We start from the raw sequence: 20,126 nt of genomic DNA on the forward strand, positions 1-20,126 counted from the left end.
GGAGCGCACACATGAAGACCATCGACCTTTCCAAAGCTGAAGTGCGCGAACTGAACCAGGCCCTGCACGACCAGGTTAAGACCCTCGAAGAACGCGAGTGGGTCGTCACCCACCCGGACGGCAAGCACAACCTCGCCGTCGGCGTGAACGAAGCGCTGAGCATCGATATCCAGGGCCATGCCGGCTACTACTGCGCCGGCATGAACCAGAAGGCCACCATCACCGTGCACGGCAACGTCGGGGTCGGCGTCGCCGAGAACATGATGTCCGGCTCGGTGCGGGTGAAGGGCAGCGCCTCCCAGGCGGCCGGCGCCACCGCCCACGGCGGCCTGCTGGTGATCGAGGGCGACGCCGGCGCGCGCTGCGGCATCTCGATGAAGGGCGTCGACATCGTGGTCGGCGGCAGCATCGGCCACATGAGCTGCTTTATGGGCCAGGCGGGCAGGCTCGTCGTCTGCGGCGATGCCGGCGATGCGCTGGGCGATTCGCTGTACGAGACGCGCATCTACGTGAAGGGCACGGTCAAGTCGCTGGGCTCGGACTGCATCGAGAAGGAGATGCGCGCCGAGCACCTGGAGGAGCTGGCCGAGCTGCTGAACCGCGCCGGCTTCGACGAGGACCCGGCCAGCTTCAAGCGCTACGGCTCGGCCCGCCAGCTGTACAACTTCAAGGTCGACAACGCGTCCGCCTACTGATCGAGACCATCGTCCGGGCTTGCCGCGCGCGGCCCGGCCACCCGATTCCGGCTCGCTGGCGCCCTGCGCCGGCCAGCCACGAGGAGTAGCCCCATGAGCGAGAAACACACCCCGGTACTGCGCGAGTCCGCCACCTTCGACCGCCTGACCATCCAGGAAATCCAGCGCGCCGCCGAGACCGGCATCTACGACATCCGCGGCGGCGGCACCAAGCGCAAGGTCCCGCACTTCGACGACCTGCTGCTGCTCGGCGCCAGCATGTCGCGCTACCCGCTGGAGGGCTACCGCGAGAAGTGCGGCACCGACGTGGTGCTCGGCACCCGCTTCGCCAAGAAGCCGATCCACCTGAAGATCCCGGTGACCATCGCCGGCATGAGCTTCGGCGCGCTGTCGGCCAACGCCAAGGAAGCCCTCGGCCGCGGTGCCACCATCGCCGGCACCAGCACCACCACCGGCGACGGCGGCATGACCCCGGAAGAGCGCGGCCAGTCGCAGCACCTGGTCTACCAGTACCTGCCGTCGCGCTACGGCATGAACCCCGACGACCTGCGCAAGGCCGACGCCATCGAGATCGTCCTCGGCCAGGGTGCCAAGCCGGGCGGCGGCGGCATGCTGCTGGGCATGAAGGTCACCGAGCGCGTCGCCGGCATGCGCACCCTGCCGATCGGCGTCGACCAGCGCTCCGCCTGCCGCCACCCGGACTGGACCGGCCCGGACGACCTGGCGATCAAGATCGCCGAGATCCGCGAGATCACCGACTGGGAAAAACCGATCTACGTGAAGATCGGCGCCAGCCGCCCGTACTACGACGTCAAGCTGGCGGTGAAGGCCGGCGCCGACGTGATCGTCCTCGACGGCATGCAGGGCGGTACGGCCGCGACGCAGGAAGTGTTTATCGAGCACGTCGGCATCCCGATCCTCTGCGCCATCCCGCAGGCGGTGCAGGCGCTGCAGGAGATGGACATGCACCGCAAGGTGCAGTTGATCGTCTCCGGCGGCATCCGCACCGGCGCCGACGTGGCCAAGGCCATGGCCATGGGCGCCGACGCGGTGGCCATCGGCACCGCCGCGCTGATCGCCCTCGGCGACAACCACCCGCGCCTGGACGACGAGCTGAAGCAGATCGGCTCGGCCGCCGGCTACTACGACGACTGGCAGAACGGCCGCGACCCGGCCGGCATCACCACCCAGGACCCGGAGCTGTCCAAGCGCCTCGACCCGGTGGAGGGCGGCCGCCGCCTGGCCAACTACCTGCGCGTGCTGGTGCTGGAAGCGCAGACCATGGCCCGCGCCTGCGGCAAGTCGCACCTGCACAACCTCGACCCCGAGGATCTGGTGGCGCTGACCGTGGAATCCGCCGCCATGGCCCGTGTGCCGCTGGCTGGTACCGGCTGGATTCCCGGCCAGCAGTTCTGACCTGGCGGGCGGGCGCCGGCAGCGTACCGGCGCCCGCCCTTCGGCCCGGACCCTGTGGGGGCGAGTTCATTCGCCAGGCAGGCCTGCGTCCCGGCCAGAATTTTGCATTGCATCATCCCACCTGCCAGGAATCCTCCATGACCGTTCGAGGTACTTCACCATGTCGACCACAGCATCAGGTTCCACCCCGCTGCATCGCTCACTGAAGTTCGGCTTGCCGTTGTTGCTGATGTCCTTCGCCCCGCTGGCGCTGGCCGAGGAGGCCACGCTGGATACCGGCGTCACCGCCTGGATGATGACCGCCACCGTGCTGGTGCTGTGCATGTGCCTGCCCGGTCTGGCGCTGTTCTACGGCGGCCTGGTGCGCGCCAAGAACATGCTCTCGCTGTTTTCCCAGTGCTTCGCCATCGCCGGGGTGATCGGCGTGCTCTGGGTGCTCTACGGCTACAGCCTGGTGATCGACACCACCGGCATGGCGGCCGGCGAATACAGCTTCAACAGCTTCGTCGGCGGCCTGGAGCGCGCCATGCTCGCCGGCCTCAAGGGCGACAGTCTGGTGCTGGGCATGCCGGAAGGAGTGTTCATCACCTTCCAGATGACCTTCGCCATCATCACCCCGGCGCTGATCGCCGGCGCCTTCGCCGAGCGCATGAAGTTCGTCGCCGCGGTGCTGTTCATGGCGCTGTGGTTCACCTTCGTCTATGCGCCGATGGCGCACATGGTGTGGGGCGGTCCCGGTGCACTGATGCACAACTGGGGTGCGCTGGACTTCGCCGGCGGCACCGCCGTGCACATCAACGCCGGCGTCGCCGCGCTGGCCGCCTGCCTGCTGCTGGGCAAGCGCAAGGGCTATCCGCACGTCGAGATCCGTCCGCACAACCTGCCGCTGGCGATGACCGGCGCGGCGCTGCTGTGGGTCGGCTGGTTCGGCTTCAACGTCGGCTCGGCCGCCGGGGTCGGCGGCGTGTCGGGCATCACCATGCTCAACACCCAGCTGGGCGCCTGCGCCGGCATCGTCGGCTGGATGGTCACCGAGCTGATCAAGGCCGGCCGGCCGAGCGCCATGGGCCTGGCTTCCGGCGCCATCGCCGGCCTGGTCGGCATCACCCCGGCCTGCGCCTACGTCGGTCCGGGCGGTGCGCTGGCCATCGGCCTGCTCAGCGGCGTGCTGTGCTACCTGGCGGTCACCTCGCTGAAGCAGCGCCTGGGCTATGACGACAGCCTCGACGTGTTCGGCCTGCACGGCGTCGGCGGCGTGGTCGGCGCCATCCTCACCGGCGTGTTCTGCGTGCCTGAGCTGGGCGGCTACGTCGAGGGCAGCGAGATCGCCACCCAGGTCTGGGCGCAGGTGAAGAGCGTGGCGTTCACCTTCGTCTACTGCTTCGTGGTCAGCTGGGTGCTGCTCAAGCTGGTCGACAAGCTGGTCGGCCTGCGCGTGGACGAGCAAGCCGAGGATCTCGGCCTCGATCTCGCCGAGCACAACGAGCGGGCGTACAGCCACTGATCGGCTGTCACGCCGCAAGCGAAACGCCGGGCATCTGCCCGGCGTTTCGCTTTGTGGTTCAGCGCAGCTGGCTGTCCTTGCTGCCGCGCCGGTTGTAGCCGCTGAACACCGCCTGCTGCTTGTCGTGCTCGCTCTGGCAGGCGACGCACAGGCGCACGCCGGGGATCGCCTGGCGGCGCGCCTCGGGGATCGGCGCGTCGCATTCCTCGCAGTGCGCGAGGCTCTCGCCGCGCGGCAGCTGGCTGCGCGCGCGGGCGATGGCGTCCTCGATGGTGCTGTCGATCTGCTCCTGTACCGCTCCGTCGCTGGTCCAGCCGCCGGCCATGTCGCCTCCGCAGGGGTGGGGGGATATCCGCAGATATGCGCCCCCGCCTGCGCCAATGCAAGGGGCGTGCGACTGGCGGAGCCTGCGGGGTGACTGCGCCCCGTCGCTGCCCCTATGCTCTGCGTCACGGGCGCCGCTGAGCGCCCGAGCGAACAAGAACAACAATGGGGTGGCAGCAATTGATCGTTCCACAGTACTGGGCCGAGGCCCGGGTGCAGTACCGGCGCAAGAACCGGCAGATCACCGTGCGGCGTTTCGGCTGGTCCGACGTCAGCCAGGCGGAGGCGCAGGCCCACGCCGAGCGGCGCGCGCAGGATGCGCTGGATGGCCTGCGCGACGGCGAGAAGCTGCCGCGCCGCGAGCCGAAGGTGGCCTACAACGGCGCCGACGGCGTGCCGATCCGCGAGGAGATAGTCGCGCGCCACGACGACGTGCTGATCACCCGCAACGGCTACGGTGCGCGCTGCCTGAACACGGCGGACGTGCTGTTCGCCGACATCGACTTCGCCTGCCGGCCCAGCCTGCGCTTCGCCGTCGGCGTGTTCGCCGCCCTGGCCGCGCTCGGTCTGCTGGCCAGCTGGCTGACTGGCTCGGTACTGCTGCTGGCGGCGCTGCTGCTGGTCGCCCTGGGCGCCTCGGGCGTGCTGGCCGGACGGGTGCACCGCCTGTACCTGGACTGGCATGGCGGCGCGCCGGCGCTGGCCCGCCAGCGCATCCTGCGCTTCCTCGAGCGCCATCCCGGCTGGAGCTTCCGCCTGTACCGCACCCCCGCCGGCCTGCGCGCACTGGCCACCCACGCCACCTTCGCCCCGGACGATCCGGCGGTGGCGCGCTGCTTCGCCGCGCTGGGGGTCGACCCGCTGTATGCACGCATGTGTCAGCGGCAGAAATGCTTCCGCGCGCGGCTCAGCGCCAAGCCCTGGCGCATGGGCATCGCCCACCACCTGAAGCCGCGCCCCGGCGTCTGGCCGGTGGCGCCGGAGCGCCTGCACATGCGCCGCGACTGGGTCGAGCGCTACGAGGCGGCGGCCAGCGGCTATGCGGCCTGCAGCTTCCTCGAGGTGCTCGGCAGCGGCGTGGTGGCGCCGGCAGTGGCCCGCGTGCAGTGGCTGCACGACGAGCTGTCGGGAGCCGTCAGCGGGCGGCCGATCGCCTGAGCGACGCGCCTCACTCCTTGACGTTCATGTGCTCGCGCGCCCAGGCGATGTAGTCGTCCGGGTGGGTGTACTTGGTCACCAGCTCCGAGGCGCTCAGGCCGTTGTCGCTGGCGATGCCGCGCTGCTCGCGCAGGCTGTCGTAGGTGGCCTTGATCGCCGCGAAGTAGGCGCCGTGGCCGTCGACCACGATGCGCACGCCGAGGTCGGCCAGGCGGTTGTCGTCGCGCAGCTCCGGATTGCCGTAGGTGACCAGCATCAGCGGCACGTGCAGGCCTTCGGCGATGGCTTCCAGGTGGGCGAAGTCCTGCACGCCGACCAGGCAGATGCCGTCGGCGCCGGCGGCCTGGTAGGCCTGGGTGCGGTGGATCACGTCTTCCAGCGACTGCACGCCGGCATGGGTGCGGGCGATGATCGCCAGCGCCTTGTCGTCGCGCACTTCCTGGGCGGCGCGCAGCTTGCCGATGCCTTCCTCGACGCTGATCAGGTCGTAGGACTTGCGGCCGAACTGCGCCGGCAGCAGGGTGTCCTCGAGGGTCAGCGCGGCGACGCCGGCGCGCTCCAGCTCGATGACGGTGCGCATGGCGTTGAGCGCGTTGCCGTAGCCGTGGTCGGCGTCGGCGATCACCGGCAGGCGGGCGACGCGGCCGATGCGGGTGGCCTGCTCGGCGAATTCGCTGAGGGTGATCAGCGCCACGTCGGGGGCGGCGAGCACCTGCAGGGAGGCGACCGAGCCGCCGAGGATGCCGACCTCGAAGCCGAGGTCGGCGGCGATGCGTGCGGACAGCGGGTCGAACACCGAGGCAGTGTGGTAGCAGGCGTTGCTGGCCAGCAGGGCACGGAAGGCTTTGCGCAGCTGGTGGTGACAGGATTTCTGCATGCTTGTTATCCCTTGTGTCTTTGTCTTGTCTTGTACCTTTCAAGTATTGCAAATCCTGTACCCGAAGGTCGTATTGCGTGGTTTTCCTCGCTTTGCTGGGCGGCTGGCGCGCTGGAGTGGCGAACGGGCGCCGCTACCCGGTTCGGCGGTGGCGAAAATCCGCCGCTACCGGGGCATGCTAGGGCGTCAGGCTTTCAGCGAGCTTTCGCCGCGGAGCGGGCGTGGGTGGGGCGACGGATGGCGGCGCGACAACGGCACCTTGCCTGCGCGCCTCGCGCAAAGCGCCAGCGACTTCTATGGTGTTTAGGTCGCCCACCTTCGAGGACACCTGCATGAAGCTCTACTACACCCCCGGCGCCTGCTCGCTGGCGGCGCACATCGTGCTGTGCGAGCTGGGCCTGGAGCACGAACTGGTCCGGGTCGACCTGAAGACGCACACCGTCGCCGGGGGCGGCGATTTCTACGCCATCAACCCCAAGGGCTACGTGCCGGCCCTGGAACTGGAGTACGACCAGGTGCTCACCGAGGATGCGGTCATCCTGCAGTACCTGGCCGAACTCAGGCCGGGCGCCGGCCTGCTGCCGCCGGCCGGCAGCATGGAGCGCTGGCGCGTACTGGAGTGGCTCAACTTCATCAGCAGCGAGCTGCACAAGGGGCTGGGGACGCTGTTCAACCCGGCGGTCACCCCGGAGTGGAAGCAGGCGGTGCTGGAGCGGGTGGGCCAGCGCCTGGACCTGGTCAACCAGGCGCTGAAGGGCAATGCCTTCCTCTGCGGCCGGCATTTCACCGTCGCCGATGCCTATCTGTTCACCATCGTCAGCTGGACCGGCTTCATGAAGATCGACCTGGCGCCCTGGCCGGATCTGGCGGCCTACCAGGCGCGGATGGCGGAGCGCCCGGCGGTGCAGCAGGCGATGCGCGAGGAGGGCTTGCTCAAGTAGCGCTGTGCAGATGCACAAGGGGCGCCTGCGGGCGCCCCTTGTGCTGTCGGTGGCGAAAGCGGCTTACAGGGTCTTGGATACCGACAGCACGAAGTTGGCGTCGCAGTAGTCGGACTTGCCGCCGGCGGCGAAGCCTTTGCACTCGCTGTCGCTGAGGCTGGTGTCGGTGTAGGTCAGGCCGAAGTCCAGGCCGGCCAGGGTCCTGGTCAGGCCGATCGACCAGTCGTTGTAGGAGTCTTCGCTGGCGACGCCGGCGCTGTCGAGGAAGATGTCGTCCTTGAAGTCGTAGTTGCCGTACTGCAGGGCCAGGCCGATCTCGTAGGGCAGGGTGTACTCGTAGCCGACGTAGGAGTACAGGGTGCTGTTGTCGTCGGCGATGCCGTTGCCGCCGAACATCGGGAAGTCTTCGGAGTAGGCGGCGCCGACCTTGAAGCCGTAGGCGGTGACGCTGCCGTAGAACTCGCTGAAGTTGGCGGCGCTGGCGCCCGGGTAGTCGTACTTGATCCAGCCCAGGTCGTAGGAGACGTTCTCGGTGATGTCGTTGCCGAAGCCCAGGTAGTAGTCGAACTCGACGTTGGCGTCGTTGCCGTCGGCGGCGATGAAGTCGACGTTGGAGGCCCAGGTGCCGATGTACAGGCCGCTGTCGTGGGCCACGTCCAGGCCGCCCTGGATGGCGCCCTTGCCCTGGGTCTGGGAGACGCCGCGGAAGATGTAGTCCGTGGTCAGGCCGACGTTCATGCTGATGTCGAAGTCGCCCACCGGGCTTTGCACGGTTTCCGCGACGGCGAAGCTGGTGGCGGATACGGCGCTGGCGGCGGCGATGGCGAGGGTCAGTTTCTTGAGCATGGTCTTGGTCCCTAAGTTGGCAGCGAGGGTTCGGTCCCCGGCTTCTAAGTTCTGATACAGCTTTGGAATAAGCTGATCAGGCTTATGCATTTGCTTTGCCAACTCTGGAAAGACCTTGAAAATCAATGATTTGCATGTAAATGGCGGATCTTTCCGGGACTCCCGAGCGTGCCGGGCAGGGAAGGCCATGCACCAGCGTGGGGCGCGCTGGCGGCGGCCGGGCCTTCAACTGGGGCCCGGCTGCTCAGGCGGTCAGCCGCTCGCGCAGGCGCCCCAGCATGCCCAGCAGGTTGCCGACCTTGTGCCGCTCGGGCTCCTCCCTGGGCACCTCGGCCACGCGGCTCACCACGGCCTGCGGCTGCGCGCGCCAGCTCTGCGCCTGGCGCGCGGCGGCGCTCAGGCCCTTCTCGAACAGCCCGGGGCGGATCGGCTTGGGCAGGTAGCGGAAGATCTGCGCCTCGTTGATCAGGCGCAGCAGCGACTGGGTGTCGCGGAACGGCGTGACCACCAGGCTGAGCAGGCGCGGGTGGGCCTGGGCCAGGGTCTTGAGCAGCGGCGCGGTGTCCTCGCCGGCCAGGCGCAGGTCGCTGATCAGCAGGTCGACGCTCTCGGTGTTGAGCTGGTGCAGGGCCTCGGGCAGGTTGCGCGCGCGCAGCAGGCGGTGGCCGCCGGCGTCGCAGAAGCCGGCGACGCTGGACAGGGTCTGCGCGTCGTCGTCGAGCAGCAGCACGTTGAGCGGCAGCGCCGGGGCTTCGTCGCGCGCCTCCGCCGGCATCTGGCGGGCGGCGATCTCCGCCGCCTGGCGCAGGGTGAAGGCCATCTCCTGCGGGTCCCAGGGCTTGGTCAGGTAGCGGAAGATGCCGCCGTTGTTGAGCGCATCGACCGCGGCGTCGAGGTCCGAGTAGCCGGTGAGCAGGATGCGCAGGGTCTGCGGGGCGATGGCGCTGGCCTGTTCGAGCAGCTCGGCGCCGCTCATCTGCGGCATGCGCTGGTCGCTGACGATGATCTGCACCGCCTCGCTCTTCAGGCGCTCCAGCGCGCGCTGCGGGTCGCTCTCGGTGAGCACCTCGTACTGGCGGCGGAACTGCATGGCCAGGCTGCGCAGGATGCGTTCTTCGTCGTCGACGAACAGGATGCGGATCGGTGCGGTCATGTCAGGCACTCTCCTTGAGCTGGGACGCTTGCGGGCGCGGCAGGCGGATCAGGAAGCGCGTGCCGCGCCCCGGTTCGGAGGCGACGCGGATGCTGCCGCCGTGGTCCTGGATGATCTTGAAGCTGATCGACAGGCCGAGGCCGGTGCCCTGGCCGACCGGCTTGGTGGTGAAGAAGGGGTCGAAGATCTTCGCCAGCACCTCGGGCGGCATGCCCTTGCCGCTGTCCTGCACGGAGACGAACACCGCGGCGTCGTCGGCCCAGGTCTTCACCAGGATGCGGCCGAAGCCGTCCATGGCCTGGGCGGCGTTGTTGAGCAGGTTGAGCAGCACCTGGTTGATCTGCGACGGCGCGCAGGGGATGCGCGGCAGCTCGCCGAGGCGGGTGGTCACCTCGGCACGCTCCTTGAGGTTGTTGCGGGCGATCAGCAGGGCGCTGCGCACGCAGTCGTTGAGGTCGATCTCCTCGCTCATTGCGCGGTCGAGGCGGGCGAAGTCCTTGAGGCCGGCCACCAGTTCGCCGATCTGGCCGAGGCCGTAGAGGGTGTCGTCGAACAGCTGCTCGAGGTCCTCGGCCAGGCCGTCGGCGGCAGCGGCCTCGCGGTTGCGGCTGGCGTTGTCCAGCGCGCTGGCCAGGCGGGTCTCGTCGCAGTCCGGGTCGTGCAGGCAGGCGATCAGCTCGCGCTGCGCCTCGGCCAGCTGCAGCAGCGGCGCCTGCAGCTCGCGCAGCAGCTGCACGTTGTTCTTCACGTAGCCGAGCGGGGTGTTCAGCTCGTGGGCGACGCCGGCGACCATCTGGCCGAGGGAGGCCATCTTCTCCGACTGCACCAGCTGCGCCTGGGATTCCTTGAGGTCGATCAGCGTGCGGCGCAGCACCGCGTTGCGCTGGGCGACGCGCTTCTCCATGGCCTTGAGCAGGTCGAGCACGGTGCCCAGGCCCCGGTAGCGGCCCTCGCCGTCGACCAGGATGAAGTCCTCGGTGATCGGGTATCTGAGCTGCGAGGTGACCACCTGGGCGGCCTCCTCGAGACCGCTTTCCAGGCTGACCACCAGTGGCGCCGGGTTCATCACCTCGCGCACCGGCTTGCGCCCGTGCAGGTCGCGGCCGAAGCGCAGCATGAAGATGTCCTGCAGGGTGTAGCGGCTGATCAGGCCCAGCGGGCGGCCATCGGCGTCGACCACCGGCAGTGACAGGAACGCCTTGCACTCCGGGGTGAGCAGGCGGTCGGCGACGTCGGCGATGCTCATCTCGGCCTCCAGCGGCGCCACGGGCATCAGCAGGTAGTTCAGGACTCTCTGGTGGGTCATGGCAGCTCCCGGCCTCCGGTTGCGAGAGGCCGCCATTGAAACAGCGCAAGGTTGCGATGGTGTGAACGCGGCCCGCTGGCGCCGGCGGTTTTCCGCCGGCCGGCGAATGGCGTATCCGCCGGCGGCGGCATCGGCGAAAATGCCGGCGAATTTCCTTGGCTCCCAACAGGACCTCCCCATGAAAGACCAGCTGGTTGAGCTGATCACCCTGATCAGCTCGGGCTGCATGCGCGACGACGAGATCGCCCGCATCGCCGACGAAGCCGCCCAGGCCTATGCCGATCCGCAGGCGTTCCTCGCCGCCAATCCCGACATCAACTACGACGACGACTTCCCCATCCCGCTGGGCGAATGGGTGGTGGTCGGCAGCCTGCCGGACACCGTGCTGTTCCTGGGCGACAGCCCCAGCGAGCTGTTCCAGCAGATCCGCGACTCCTTCGGCCCTGGCGTGCCCTTCGTGCTGACCGCCAAGCAGCTGGCCAAGGCCGACCTGCTCGCCGGCCTGCGCCGCATCCAGGTGCAGCTGAGCGCGCTGTATCCGGAGAAGGGCGGCTACGTGCTGGTTGACTTCAGCGAGCCGCTGGACGACGAGCTGCAGTGCGTGCTGGTGTACACCGCCGACCTGCCGCGGGTGCTGGAGCTGGCGGTGGAGGTGGGCATCTACGCCGCGCCGGCCTACGAGAGCCTGCTGGCGCAGCTCGAGGAAGGCGGCGAGGACGAGTAAGCGTCCCGGCCGCGCCCTGTCGGCGTCTCCCGCCGCCCCATTTTCGCCCCGCGTGCGCAAGGGCTGTGCACGCGGTCGTCGGCCGGGCTCCCGCTGGACGAAGCGAATTTCCCTGCTCCCGCTGAAACCCTCGTCAAATCAACGGATTGAAAGAGTCTGGCATGCCATGTGCTTTCCCTTTGAGAACAAAATGTTCTCTTGGGTAATTTTATCCGTCGTGCAGCGGCCCCCGGCCGCGTTGCCCGGCGGGAGCACGGGAGGGGTGGCGGATGAGTGGCGCGGTCACGGGCGCGATGCCCAGCAAGCCGGTGTACGCACCGGAGGTTTCCATCCTCGCCAGCGGGCGACGCCTGCTGGTGATCCAGGATGCCGGCGCGGAGGAGGCTGCCCGTCTGCACGGGCAACTGACGGCCGACGGCCGGGCGGTGGAGCGGGTCGCCCTGCACGGCGAAGCCGGCGGCGGCGATTTCGAGCTGCTGCAGGTGCGCGTGCTCGCCCTGCTGTCGGCGGCGCCGGTCGGCAGCCGCCTGTACGTCTGCGGCGACGAGAGCTTCCTCTGGCGCGTCTACCGCCTGGCGCGCAGCAGCGGCCTGCTCGCCGAGGAGATCGAACTGGTGCGCGCCGGTAGCCGCCGCGAGCTGTACTGCGTGCACTGCGCGCACCTGCAGAGTATCGGCGGCGAGGGTGAGGTGACCTGCCAGGGCTGCGGCGTGCGCCTGCTGGTGCGCGAGCATTTCTCCCGGCGCCTGGGCGCCTACATGGGCGTGTGCCTGGACCCGGACCAGCCCTTCGCGGAGGCCCGGCCATGAACGGACTGCTCGACGTGCGGGTGGCCGCGGTGCGCCAGCTGACCCCGCTGGTGCGCGAATTCACCTTCGAGGCCGCGCACGGCATGCTGCCCGGCTTTTCCGCCGGCAGCCATGTGCTGGTGCACCTGCCGACGGCGCAGCGCACCCTGCGCAACGCCTACTCGCTGCTCGGCGATCCGGCCGATGCGCAGCGCTACCGCATCGCCGTGCGCCTGCAGGAGGACTCGCGCGGCGGCTCGCGCTTCCTGCACGAACAGGTGGGTGAGGGCGACCGCCTGCAGCTGTCGCCGCCGGCCAACCTGTTCGCCCTGCATTCCCAGGCGCAGCATCACCTGCTGATCGCCGGCGGCATCGGCATCACCCCGTTCCTCGCCCAGAGCGCCGAACTGCAGCGCCGCGGCGCCAGCTTCGAGCTGCACCATGCCTGCCGCGGCGGGCTCACCGATGCCTATCGCGACGAGCTGACCGCACGTCTCGGCGCACGCTTCCACGCTTACGACGCCGGCGCCGGCGCGCGCCTCGACCTGGCGGCCGTGCTGGCCGGCCAGCCGCTCGGCAGCCACGTCTACGTCTGCGGTCCGCAGCGGCTGATCGACGGCGTGCGCGAGGCGGCCGCCGCTCTCGGCTGGCCGGCGCAGCGGGTGCACTGGGAAGCCTTCGCCGCCGCGCCCGGTGCCGGTGCGCCGGCCGAACCCTTCGTCGCCGAGCTGGCGGGGAGCGGCCGGCGCATCGCGGTGCCCGCCGAGGTCAGCCTGCTGGAGGCGCTGGAAGCCGCCGGGGTGGCGGTGCCCAGCCTGTGCCGCGGCGGGGTCTGCGGTCAGTGCGCGACGCGCCATCTCGCCGGCGAGGTCGAGCATCGCGACGCATGCCTCGGCGCCGCCGAGCGCACCCGCCAGCTGATGCCCTGCGTTTCCCGCGGCCGTTGCGGCAGCACCCTGTTGCTCGATCTCTGAGAGGAGTAGTCCGTCATGCCCGTCACCCTCAAGCCGCTGGAAAGCTACCGGGACGATTTCACCTTCCGCAACAGCCCGCAGGCCATCGCGCGCTTTCCCTTCCCGTTCCCCGAAGACCAGTACATGTACTCGGTCAACATCGAGCCGGCCGGCTGCGGCGCGCCGGGCTCGGTGTTCGAGCACTGCTTCGACATCGACGAGCACTACCGCTCGGAAACCGCCGAGCGCGCGCGGGTGCTGGCCCGCGATCCGCTGCGCTGCGTGGTCATGCCGCACATGCACGAGGCCTGCTGGGACGCGCTGGAAATGCTGATGACCCACCTGGCCGCCGATTACCCGGAGCTGTTCCGCCTGACCCGCGACGGCGACCAGTGGACCTGGGAGAACCACGCCCTCGACATCCGCCAGCGCTTCACCTTCGGCGACGCCGACACCTTGCCCTACGAGCCGCTGGAGTACATCGGCCGCCAGGTGCAGGGCGACTTCGCCCTGCTCGACCAGCGCGACGGCGACCTGTTCATGGACGCCGGCCTGGTCACCGGGCCGGCCGACTGGTCGCTGGCCTTCGACGCCGGCATGAGCTTCAGGCAGTGGCATGCGCCGGTGCCGATGGCCCACCAGCTGGGCGTGTTCGACCGCGCGCTGAAGTTTTTGCTGAACATCCCGGTCGAGCGCCCGGCGCGCCGGCTGAACTGGACCATGACCGTCAACCCGCGTCTGGACACTTCCTCGGAAACCTTCCACGAGTGGGGCCACGAGCGCGGCCTGGTCACCGCGGACAACGTCGCGAAACTGGTGCACCTGCGCGTCGAGCTGCAGCACATGGCGCGCCTGCCGCGCAGCAACGCGCTGCTGTTCGGCATCCGCACCTACCTGATCAGCCTCGAGGAGCTGGCGAGCAACCCGGTCTGGGCGCGGCGCCTGCACCGCGTGCTGCGCGACCTGCCCGAGGCCATCGCCGACTACAAGGGCCTGACCCGCTACCGGCAGACGGTGGTGGACTGGCTGCGCCAGTACGACCCCGACGCCGAGGTCGCTGCGTAGCGTTACCCACCATGGCCGGTGGATAAGCCGCAGGCGGCGTCATCCACCCTGCGATTACCCGAATACCCCGACCGCCTTGCGTGCGCCGGATGGGCCGGCGCGCGCCCGAAAGATCAAGGAGAACGACATGGCCAATTCCTGGCGAATTTCCGCCCTGGCTTCCCGCCATCGCGCCCTCGGCTCGGCCCTCGAGGACTGGAACGGCATGGGCACCGCCTGGACCTACGGCGCCACCTCGCTGGCCGAGGCCCACGAGGCGATCCGCACCCGTGCGGGACTGATGGACGTGTCCGGGCTGAAGAAGGTCCACTACGTCGGCCCGCACGCCGAATCGCTGCTCGAATACGCCACCAGCCGCGACATTTCCAGGCTGTATCCGGGCAAGTCGGTGTACGCGACCATGCTCAGCGAGAGCGGCAAGTTCGTCGACGACTGCGTGATCTACCGCACCGGCCCCAACGCCTTCATGGTGGTGCACGGCGCAGGCCAGGGCTACGAGATGCTGGTGCGCTCGGCCCAGGGCCGCCAGGTGGCGGTGCTGTTCGACGACGACCTGCACGACCTGTCGCTGCAGGGCCCGCTGGCGGTGGACTTCCTCGCCGAGCACGTGCCGGGCATCCGCGAGCTGCCGTACTTCCACCACCTGCAGACCAGGCTGTTCGGCTGCCCGGTGATGATCTCGCGCACCGGCTACACCGGCGAGCGCGGCTACGAGATCTTCTGCAAGGCCGCCGACGCCCCGCTGCTCTGGGACACCATCCTGGAGAAGGGCAAGGCGCTGGGCATCATCCCCTGCGCCTTCACCGCGCTGGACTGGCTGCGGGTGGAGAGCTACCTGCTGTTCTTCCCCTACGACAACTCGGAGATGTACCCCTTCGCCGACCAGGCCGCCGGCGACACCCTGTGGGAGCTGGGCCTGGACTTCACCGTGTCGCCGACCAAGGGCGAGTTCCGCGGTGGCCTGGAACATGCAAGGCTCAAGGGCAAGGAGCGTTTCCGGATCTTCGGCGTGCTGCTCGAGGGCGAGCAGGCCGCCGCCGGCGGCGACAGCCTGTGGGCCGACGGCCGCCAGGTCGGGGTGATCACCTGCGCCATGTACTCGCGTCTGACCGGCCAGTCGATGGCCATCGCGCGGATGGAGGTGCCCTACGCCGAGCAGGGTTGCCCGCTGGAGGTGCGCGGCAGCCTGGAGGTCAAGGCCATCGCCCACAGCATGCCGTTCGACGATCCGGAGAAGAAGAAGCGCACGGCCAAGGGCTGATCAGTAGGGAGCGCCGTGCGCACCGCTCTCCACGTCGGGGCGGTGCGCATGGCGAACCCTGCGAATAGATACCGGCGCCGCCCGCACGATGGGCGGCGTCCGTCAACGCGTTCCTGGGGCAGGAACCGGGCGGCACACGGACGTGCCGCCTGATTTTCATTGCAAGGGGGGAGACATGTTCACCGGTACCAGCGCCGGCTGGTGGTTCCTGATCAGCGCCGGCATCTGCGAGATCTGCTACGCCGCCGTCATCCCGAGGACCGCAGGCTTCACCCGCCTGTGGCCGACGCTCTACTGCGCGCTGTTCATCGGCCTCAGCCTGTACCTGCTGGCCCTGGCCATGCGCACCCTGCCGGTGGGCACCGCCTATGCGGTGTGGGTCGGCATCGGTGCGGTGGGCACGGCGATCTACGGCATCGCCTTCCTCGGCGAGGCCGCCAACGCCGGGCGTATCGCCTGCCTGCTGCTGATCGTCGCCGGGGTGGTGGGGCTCAAGCTGTTCTCGCCGCAACTGACCTGAGCCGCGCAGCGGCTCATCTGCGCCGGCGGGCCGGCGCCATGCCGCCAGTCGTCCCACCATGCCGGTCGGATATTTTCCGCTTCTGCGGAAAGTCGCAGCGACGCCCTCCAGCGTGGCTGCTAGCCTTATTCCTACAAGAACAACAGCCATAAGGAGGCAAGGGATGGACATGGCGTATTGCCCGGAGTCGTGGCTGGATGCGTCGCAGGCTCTGGATCGTTTGCGTGAACTGACCGGCCTGTCCCTGGGCAGCCGGCAGTTGCTGACCCTGTGCCAGGCCGAGCTGTGCCGGGTCTTCATCGATTGCTCCTTCGCCCATGGCGTGGTCGACGCCGAACAGATGTTCGTGCGGCGGGTCCGCGGCATTGGCTGCTGCCAGCTGCTCGATGGTGGCGAGTGGAGCGGGGCGGGCGCCTCCGGCATGCTGACCGTCAGCGGCAGCGTGGTGGTATACGGGAGCGTCTGGGTGTACGAGGCCGAGCAGGGGCGTCCCGGCCGGGAGGAGGGGGTCTGGCGCATGAGCCTCGGCGCGCTGTCGCGCAGGCTGTATTTCAGCCCCGGCGATCTGCTGGGCCTTGCCGAGCGGATCCGCGAGGGCGAGCAGCGGCTGCAGGCGCGTCGCGCCTCGGCCTGACGCATGAGGTTTTCCCCGCAGGCGGCAAGGCAGGATCGCACTCCTGCCCTTGCTGCCGCCTGACGCGCGCGGTCGCCGCAGCAGACCGACTTCCCGGCTGCGATGGCGCGCCCGGACTGGCGCAGGTTGCGCCTGCCCGGCGCTCGCGCGAGGCGTTCAGGGCCTGGCGAAGCGCGCCAGCTGCATCTCGCGCAGGCGGCTCAGCGTGCGGCGGAACGGGAAGGCCAGGCCGCCCTCGGTGTACAGCTGCTCCAGCGCCACCTGCGCTTCCAGGTACAGCGGCACGCGGCGGTCGTAGCACTCGTCGACCAGGGCGATGAAGCGCCGCACGCTGTCGTCGAGCACCGACAGCTCGGGCAACTGGCGGTCGCCGGCGACCACCCGTTCCACGCCGTCCTCGGTGCCGCGGGCGATGCGCGCGGCGCGCCGGCGGGCGCTGAGGTTGGGCACTTCGCCGAGCAGGATCGCCGGGAAGCGGTCGCACAGGGCGATGAAGTCGAAGGCCGCCAGCGGCTGCTGGCAGAGGTCGGCGTAGCGGCACCAGAGCGCCGCCGGGCTGTGGCGCAGCGCGCCGATCCGGCGCGGGCCGATCTCGACCGGCTCGGTGGACACCGGCAGGCCGGCGCTCAGCTGCGCGAACACCGCCTCCAGCGCGCTGGGCTGGCCGGTCTCGGCGATCCAGTAGCGCTGCTGCAGCGCGCCGGGATGCAGGCGGTGATCGGTGCCGCCGTCCACCGCCACCACCTGCATGTGCCGCTCGAGGGCGGCGATCGCCGGCAGGAAGCGCTGGCGGTTGAAGCCATCGGCGTACAGCTGCGCCGGCGGCTGGTTGGAGGTGGCGACCACGGTGACCTGCTCGACGAACAGCGCCTGCAGCAGCGGGCCGAGCAGCATGGCGTCGCCGATGTCGCTGACGAACAGCTCGTCGAAGCACAGCACGCGCACCTCGGCGGCCAGTTCGCGGGCCAGCGCCGGCAGCGGGTCGGCGGTGCCGGTGAGCTGGAACAGGCGGCGGTGCACCCAGCGCATGAAATGGTGGAAGTGCTGGCGCCGCGCCGGCACCTGCAGGCTGGCGTGGAACTGGTCCATCAGCCAGGTCTTGCCGCGGCCGACCGGCCCCCACAGGTACACCCCGCGTGGCGGCGGGCCGCTGCGGTGCAGCGCCGCATGGCAGTCGTCCAGCAGCTGCGCGGCCTGGCGCTGGGCCTCGTCGGCCTGGAAGCCGGCGGCGACGGCGGCCTGCCAGGCGGCCAGCGGCGCCAGGGGGCGGTGCTCGGTGGCGCCGTGCGGCATTCAGGCCTGCCCCGCGTCGTCGACGCCGATGTCCTCGTTCCACAGCTCGGGACGCGCAGCGATGAACTCGCGCATCAGGGCGATGCAGGTTTCATCCTGCAGCACCTCGACCTGCACGCCGCGCGTGCGCAGCAGCTCCTCCTCGCCCATGAAGGTACGGTTCTCGCCGACGATCACCTTCGGGATGCCGTAGAGCAGGATGGCGCCGCTGCACATCGGGCAGGGCGACAGGGTGGTGTAGAGCACCGCGTCGCGGTAGACGCTGGCCGGCTGGCGGCCGGCGTTCTCGAAGGCGTCCATCTCGCCGTGGCGGATGGCGCTGCCCTGCTGCACCCGGCGGTTGTGGCCGCGGCCGATGATGCGGCCCCGGTGGACGATCACCGAGCCGATGGGGATGCCGCCCTCGGCGAGGCCCGCTCGGGCTTCCTCGATGGCGGCTTGCATGAACGGATCCATGGGGCTTCCTCGCGATGGAACGGTCGGGAAGCCATCATAACCCTGTCCGGCGCGTTGGCCGATGTGTTGCCGGAAATCTGCGCCCCGGGCCGCGGCAGCCCGGGGGCGGGACATCAGCGGTTGGTGCTGCCCATCAGCACGCCGTACTGCTTGCGGCTGAAGCCGGCGGTCAGCGGGGCACCTTCGTAGTTGCAGGTGACGCTCACCTTGATGCCCTGCTGGTGGTCGTAGTAGGTGTGGTTGTCGGGCTTGTCGATGGCCAGTTCGAGCGCGCTGGCGTCGACGCCCAGTTCCTTGAGCGCCGCCACCGAGTCGAGCGGCTGCTTCGGGCTGCACGGGGGAGTACCGCGGAACTCGACGTCGGCGTAGCCGATGCTGGTGCCGTCGGCCTCGAGGAAGACATGGTGCCTGGCGGTGTCGAACACCACGTTGTTGGCCTGGTTGGGCTGCACGCCGGCGCGGCTGGCGGCTTCCTTCACCGGCAGGTCGAGGTACTTGAACGGCTGTTGGGCGGGATCGCCCTGGGCGACGGCCTGGTGGGCGACGACGAGGAGAGCGACAGCGGGTGCAAAGCAGCGAATTTTCATTTTTCTAGTTTTCTTTCGTTATTGGCCAAGAAACCCCCCATGGGGCCGTGAGCGGCGGGGCGCACCGCTCGCGCGTCGAGCGGCGGGAGTATGCCCAAGGCGGCGGCAGCGTCGAAGTCGATCAAGGTCTTACGCGGCGATGGCGGCGGCGCGCGCGCTTTGTGCGTTGCGTCACATTCCCGTGCGTGACACGGTGCCGCAGGGCGTGGCCCGGCCATGCCGCCATCCGGGAGCCGTCGCCGCTGGCCGGCACGCCCCGCCCCGCGGCCGGACGGGCCGCGGGGCGGGGAACTCAGTTGGCGTACTTGTAGCCGACCTCGCCGTGGCTGGAGAGATCCAGGCCGTAGACCTCGTGCTCCTCGTCGACGCGCAGGCCCCGGCACAGCAGCGCGGCGAGCTTGAACGCCAGCCAGCTGCTCAGCGCCGAGTAGAGGATGCTGAACAGCATGGCACCGCCGTTGACCGCCAGCTGGTCGAGCAGTCCGCGTCCTGCGGCGAAGCCCTGGCCGCCGAGGACGCTCATGGCGAACACCGGGGTGAGCAGGCCGCCGACGATGCCGGCGACGCCGTGCACGCCGAACACGTCGAAGGCGTCGTCCAGGCCGATCAGCGGCTTGAGCCTGTCGACGGCCCAGACGCAGATCGGTGCGGCGATCAGGCCCAGGCCGATGGCGCCCATCGGGCCGACGAAGCCGCACGCCGGGGTGACCGCGACCAGCCCGGCGATGGCGCCGGACACCGCGCCGAACATGCTCGGCTTGCCGCGGTAGCTCCATTCGGCCAGCAGCCAGGCCAGCGCGCCGGCGCAGCTGGCCAGCATGGTGTTGACCATCACCAGCATGGCGAAGCCGTTGGCCGCCAGCACGCAGCCGCCGCAGAAGCCCAGCCAGCCGACCCACAGCAGGCAGCCGCCGGTGACGGTCATGGTCATGTTGTGCGGCGACAGGGTCGCGGTGCCGAAGCCGCGGCGCCGGCCGATCAGCCAGGCGCCGACCAGCGAGGCGATGCCGACGTTGAGGTGCACCACGTTGCCGCCGGCGAAGTCCTGCACGCCGAGGGCGAACACCCAGCCGCCGCCCCAGGCCATGTGCGCCATGGGGATGTAGTTGAGGGTCAGCCACAGCGCCATGAACACCATCACGGCGGAGAACTTCATGCGCTCGGCGAAGGAGCCGACGATGATCGGCGGGGTGATGGCGGCGAACAGCAGCATGAACAGGAAGTACAGCAGCTCGGGGATGCTGCCCTGCATCGAGTCCGGGCCGACGCCCTGCAGGAACAGCTTGTCGGTGCCGCCGATGAACGCCTGCAGCTCGCCGCCGTCGGTGAAGGTCAGGCTGTAGCCGTAGACGGCGAACAGCAGCGCCATCAGCGCGGCGCCGGAGAACACCTGCATCAGCACCGACAGCACGTTCTTGCTGCGCGCCATGCCGCCGTAGAACAGGCCCAGGCCGGGTAGGGTCATCAGCAGCACCACCAGCGCGCACACCACCACGAAGGCCGTGTCGCCGCTGTTCAATGTCGGGGCGGCGTCATCCGCCCATGCTCCGATGGAGCCCGATAGCAGGAGCGTGCCGATCAGGCTGCGACGCAGAAGTCCGAATCGCTTCATGGTCTGTTCCTCT

General features: G+C 69.5%; 22 protein-coding genes. 13 read left to right on the forward strand and 9 right to left on the reverse strand.

Going from position 1 to position 20,126, the window contains the following annotated elements:
- The first annotated feature begins 11 nt into the window (after positions 1–11).
- From SK095_RS20350 to SK095_RS20360, 3 genes are all read left to right on the forward strand, one after another.
- Positions 12–695, forward strand: a complete 684-nt coding sequence (locus SK095_RS20350; RefSeq protein WP_320547317.1) for a protein glxC — start codon at positions 12–14, stop codon at positions 693–695.
- Between the two features lie 93 nt (positions 696–788).
- Positions 789–2,111 carry an FMN-binding glutamate synthase family protein gene (locus SK095_RS20355; protein ID WP_320547318.1) on the forward strand — a complete coding sequence of 441 codons (1,323 nt, stop codon included), beginning with the start codon at positions 789–791 and terminating at the stop codon, positions 2,109–2,111.
- A 229-nt stretch (positions 2,112–2,340) separates the two neighbouring features.
- Entirely contained in the window at positions 2,341–3,615 is a 1,275-nt protein-coding gene (locus SK095_RS20360; RefSeq protein ID WP_320548933.1) for an ammonium transporter, read from the forward strand.
- Between the two features lie 58 nt (positions 3,616–3,673).
- Here the strand turns inward: SK095_RS20360 and SK095_RS20365 are convergent, their stop codons facing one another.
- A complete protein-coding gene (locus SK095_RS20365; RefSeq protein WP_136489331.1) occupies positions 3,674–3,940 on the reverse strand; it encodes a DksA/TraR family C4-type zinc finger protein in 267 nt (88 codons plus the stop codon).
- Positions 3,941–4,119: 179 nt separating this feature from the next.
- Between SK095_RS20365 and SK095_RS20370 the strand changes: the two genes are divergently transcribed.
- On the forward strand, positions 4,120–5,097 hold the full coding sequence (locus SK095_RS20370; RefSeq protein WP_136489332.1) for a hypothetical protein: 978 nt from the start codon (positions 4,120–4,122) through the stop codon (positions 5,095–5,097).
- Positions 5,098–5,107: 10 nt separating this feature from the next.
- Here the strand turns inward: SK095_RS20370 and SK095_RS20375 are convergent, their stop codons facing one another.
- Entirely contained in the window at positions 5,108–5,974 is an 867-nt protein-coding gene (locus SK095_RS20375; RefSeq protein ID WP_136489333.1) for an isocitrate lyase/PEP mutase family protein, read from the reverse strand.
- Here SK095_RS20375 and SK095_RS20380 point away from each other — a divergent pair.
- A complete protein-coding gene (locus tag SK095_RS20380; protein WP_320547319.1) occupies positions 5,973–6,281 on the forward strand; it encodes a hypothetical protein in 309 nt (102 codons plus the stop codon). The two genes, SK095_RS20375 and SK095_RS20380, sit on opposite strands and share 2 nt — an antisense overlap.
- A 25-nt stretch (positions 6,282–6,306) precedes the next feature.
- On the forward strand, positions 6,307–6,915 hold the full coding sequence (gstA, locus tag SK095_RS20385) for a glutathione transferase GstA (RefSeq protein WP_320547320.1): 609 nt from the start codon (positions 6,307–6,309) through the stop codon (positions 6,913–6,915).
- Positions 6,916–6,978: 63 nt separating this feature from the next.
- Here gstA and SK095_RS20390 read toward each other — a convergent pair whose 3' ends face one another.
- From SK095_RS20390 to SK095_RS20400, 3 genes are all read right to left on the reverse strand, one after another.
- Positions 6,979–7,761, reverse strand: coding sequence for a TorF family putative porin (locus SK095_RS20390; protein WP_201487136.1), 783 nt, complete (start codon positions 7,759–7,761; stop codon positions 6,979–6,981).
- A gap of 244 nt (positions 7,762–8,005) precedes the next feature.
- Complete coding sequence (locus tag SK095_RS20395) at positions 8,006–8,914, reverse strand: response regulator (RefSeq protein WP_320547321.1); 909 nt, start codon at positions 8,912–8,914, stop codon at positions 8,006–8,008.
- A 1-nt stretch (position 8,915) separates the two neighbouring features.
- Positions 8,916–10,220 (reverse strand): ATP-binding protein, encoded by a 1,305-nt coding sequence (locus tag SK095_RS20400; RefSeq protein ID WP_320547322.1) that lies wholly within the window; start codon positions 10,218–10,220, stop codon positions 8,916–8,918.
- Positions 10,221–10,398: 178 nt separating this feature from the next.
- Between SK095_RS20400 and SK095_RS20405 the strand changes: the two genes are divergently transcribed.
- The 7 genes from SK095_RS20405 to SK095_RS20435 all read left to right on the forward strand — a co-directional run bounded on the left by SK095_RS20405 (position 10,399) and on the right by SK095_RS20435 (position 16,165).
- Positions 10,399–10,944, forward strand: a complete 546-nt coding sequence (locus SK095_RS20405; protein WP_320547323.1) for a hypothetical protein — start codon at positions 10,399–10,401, stop codon at positions 10,942–10,944.
- A gap of 269 nt (positions 10,945–11,213) precedes the next feature.
- Positions 11,214–11,753, forward strand: coding sequence for a dimethylamine monooxygenase subunit DmmA family protein (locus SK095_RS20410; RefSeq protein ID WP_320547324.1), 540 nt, complete (start codon positions 11,214–11,216; stop codon positions 11,751–11,753).
- Entirely contained in the window at positions 11,750–12,706 is a 957-nt protein-coding gene (locus tag SK095_RS20415; RefSeq protein WP_320547325.1) for a PDR/VanB family oxidoreductase, read from the forward strand. Before SK095_RS20410 ends, SK095_RS20415 begins: the two co-directional genes overlap by 4 nt.
- A gap of 15 nt (positions 12,707–12,721) precedes the next feature.
- A complete protein-coding gene (locus SK095_RS20420; protein WP_320547326.1) occupies positions 12,722–13,750 on the forward strand; it encodes a DUF3445 domain-containing protein in 1,029 nt (342 codons plus the stop codon).
- 127 nt (positions 13,751–13,877) lie between these two features.
- Positions 13,878–15,011, forward strand: a complete 1,134-nt coding sequence (locus SK095_RS20425) for an aminomethyltransferase family protein (protein ID WP_320547327.1) — start codon at positions 13,878–13,880, stop codon at positions 15,009–15,011.
- Between the two features lie 175 nt (positions 15,012–15,186).
- A complete protein-coding gene (locus tag SK095_RS20430; protein WP_320547328.1) occupies positions 15,187–15,531 on the forward strand; it encodes a multidrug efflux SMR transporter in 345 nt (114 codons plus the stop codon).
- 163 nt (positions 15,532–15,694) lie between these two features.
- The gene (locus SK095_RS20435; RefSeq protein ID WP_136489345.1) at positions 15,695–16,165 is read left to right on the forward strand and encodes a hypothetical protein; all 471 of its coding nucleotides are present in this window, start codon (positions 15,695–15,697) and stop codon (positions 16,163–16,165) included.
- A gap of 156 nt (positions 16,166–16,321) precedes the next feature.
- Here SK095_RS20435 and zapE read toward each other — a convergent pair whose 3' ends face one another.
- From zapE to SK095_RS20455, 4 genes are all read right to left on the reverse strand, one after another.
- Positions 16,322–17,458 carry a cell division protein ZapE gene (gene zapE / locus SK095_RS20440; protein WP_136489346.1) on the reverse strand — a complete coding sequence of 379 codons (1,137 nt, stop codon included), beginning with the start codon at positions 17,456–17,458 and terminating at the stop codon, positions 16,322–16,324.
- Positions 17,459–17,914, reverse strand: a complete 456-nt coding sequence (locus SK095_RS20445) for a nucleoside deaminase (protein WP_320547329.1) — start codon at positions 17,912–17,914, stop codon at positions 17,459–17,461.
- 113 nt (positions 17,915–18,027) lie between these two features.
- Positions 18,028–18,501: a hypothetical protein gene (locus SK095_RS20450; protein ID WP_136489348.1), complete on the reverse strand. Its 474-nt coding sequence runs from the start codon at positions 18,499–18,501 to the stop codon at positions 18,028–18,030.
- 292 nt (positions 18,502–18,793) lie between these two features.
- The gene (locus SK095_RS20455; protein ID WP_136489349.1) at positions 18,794–20,113 is read right to left on the reverse strand and encodes an ammonium transporter; all 1,320 of its coding nucleotides are present in this window, start codon (positions 20,111–20,113) and stop codon (positions 18,794–18,796) included.
- Positions 20,114–20,126 lie beyond the last annotated feature (13 nt).

This window comes from Pseudomonas sp. AN-1 (assembly GCF_034057115.1).
Taxonomy (GTDB): domain Bacteria; phylum Pseudomonadota; class Gammaproteobacteria; order Pseudomonadales; family Pseudomonadaceae; genus Geopseudomonas.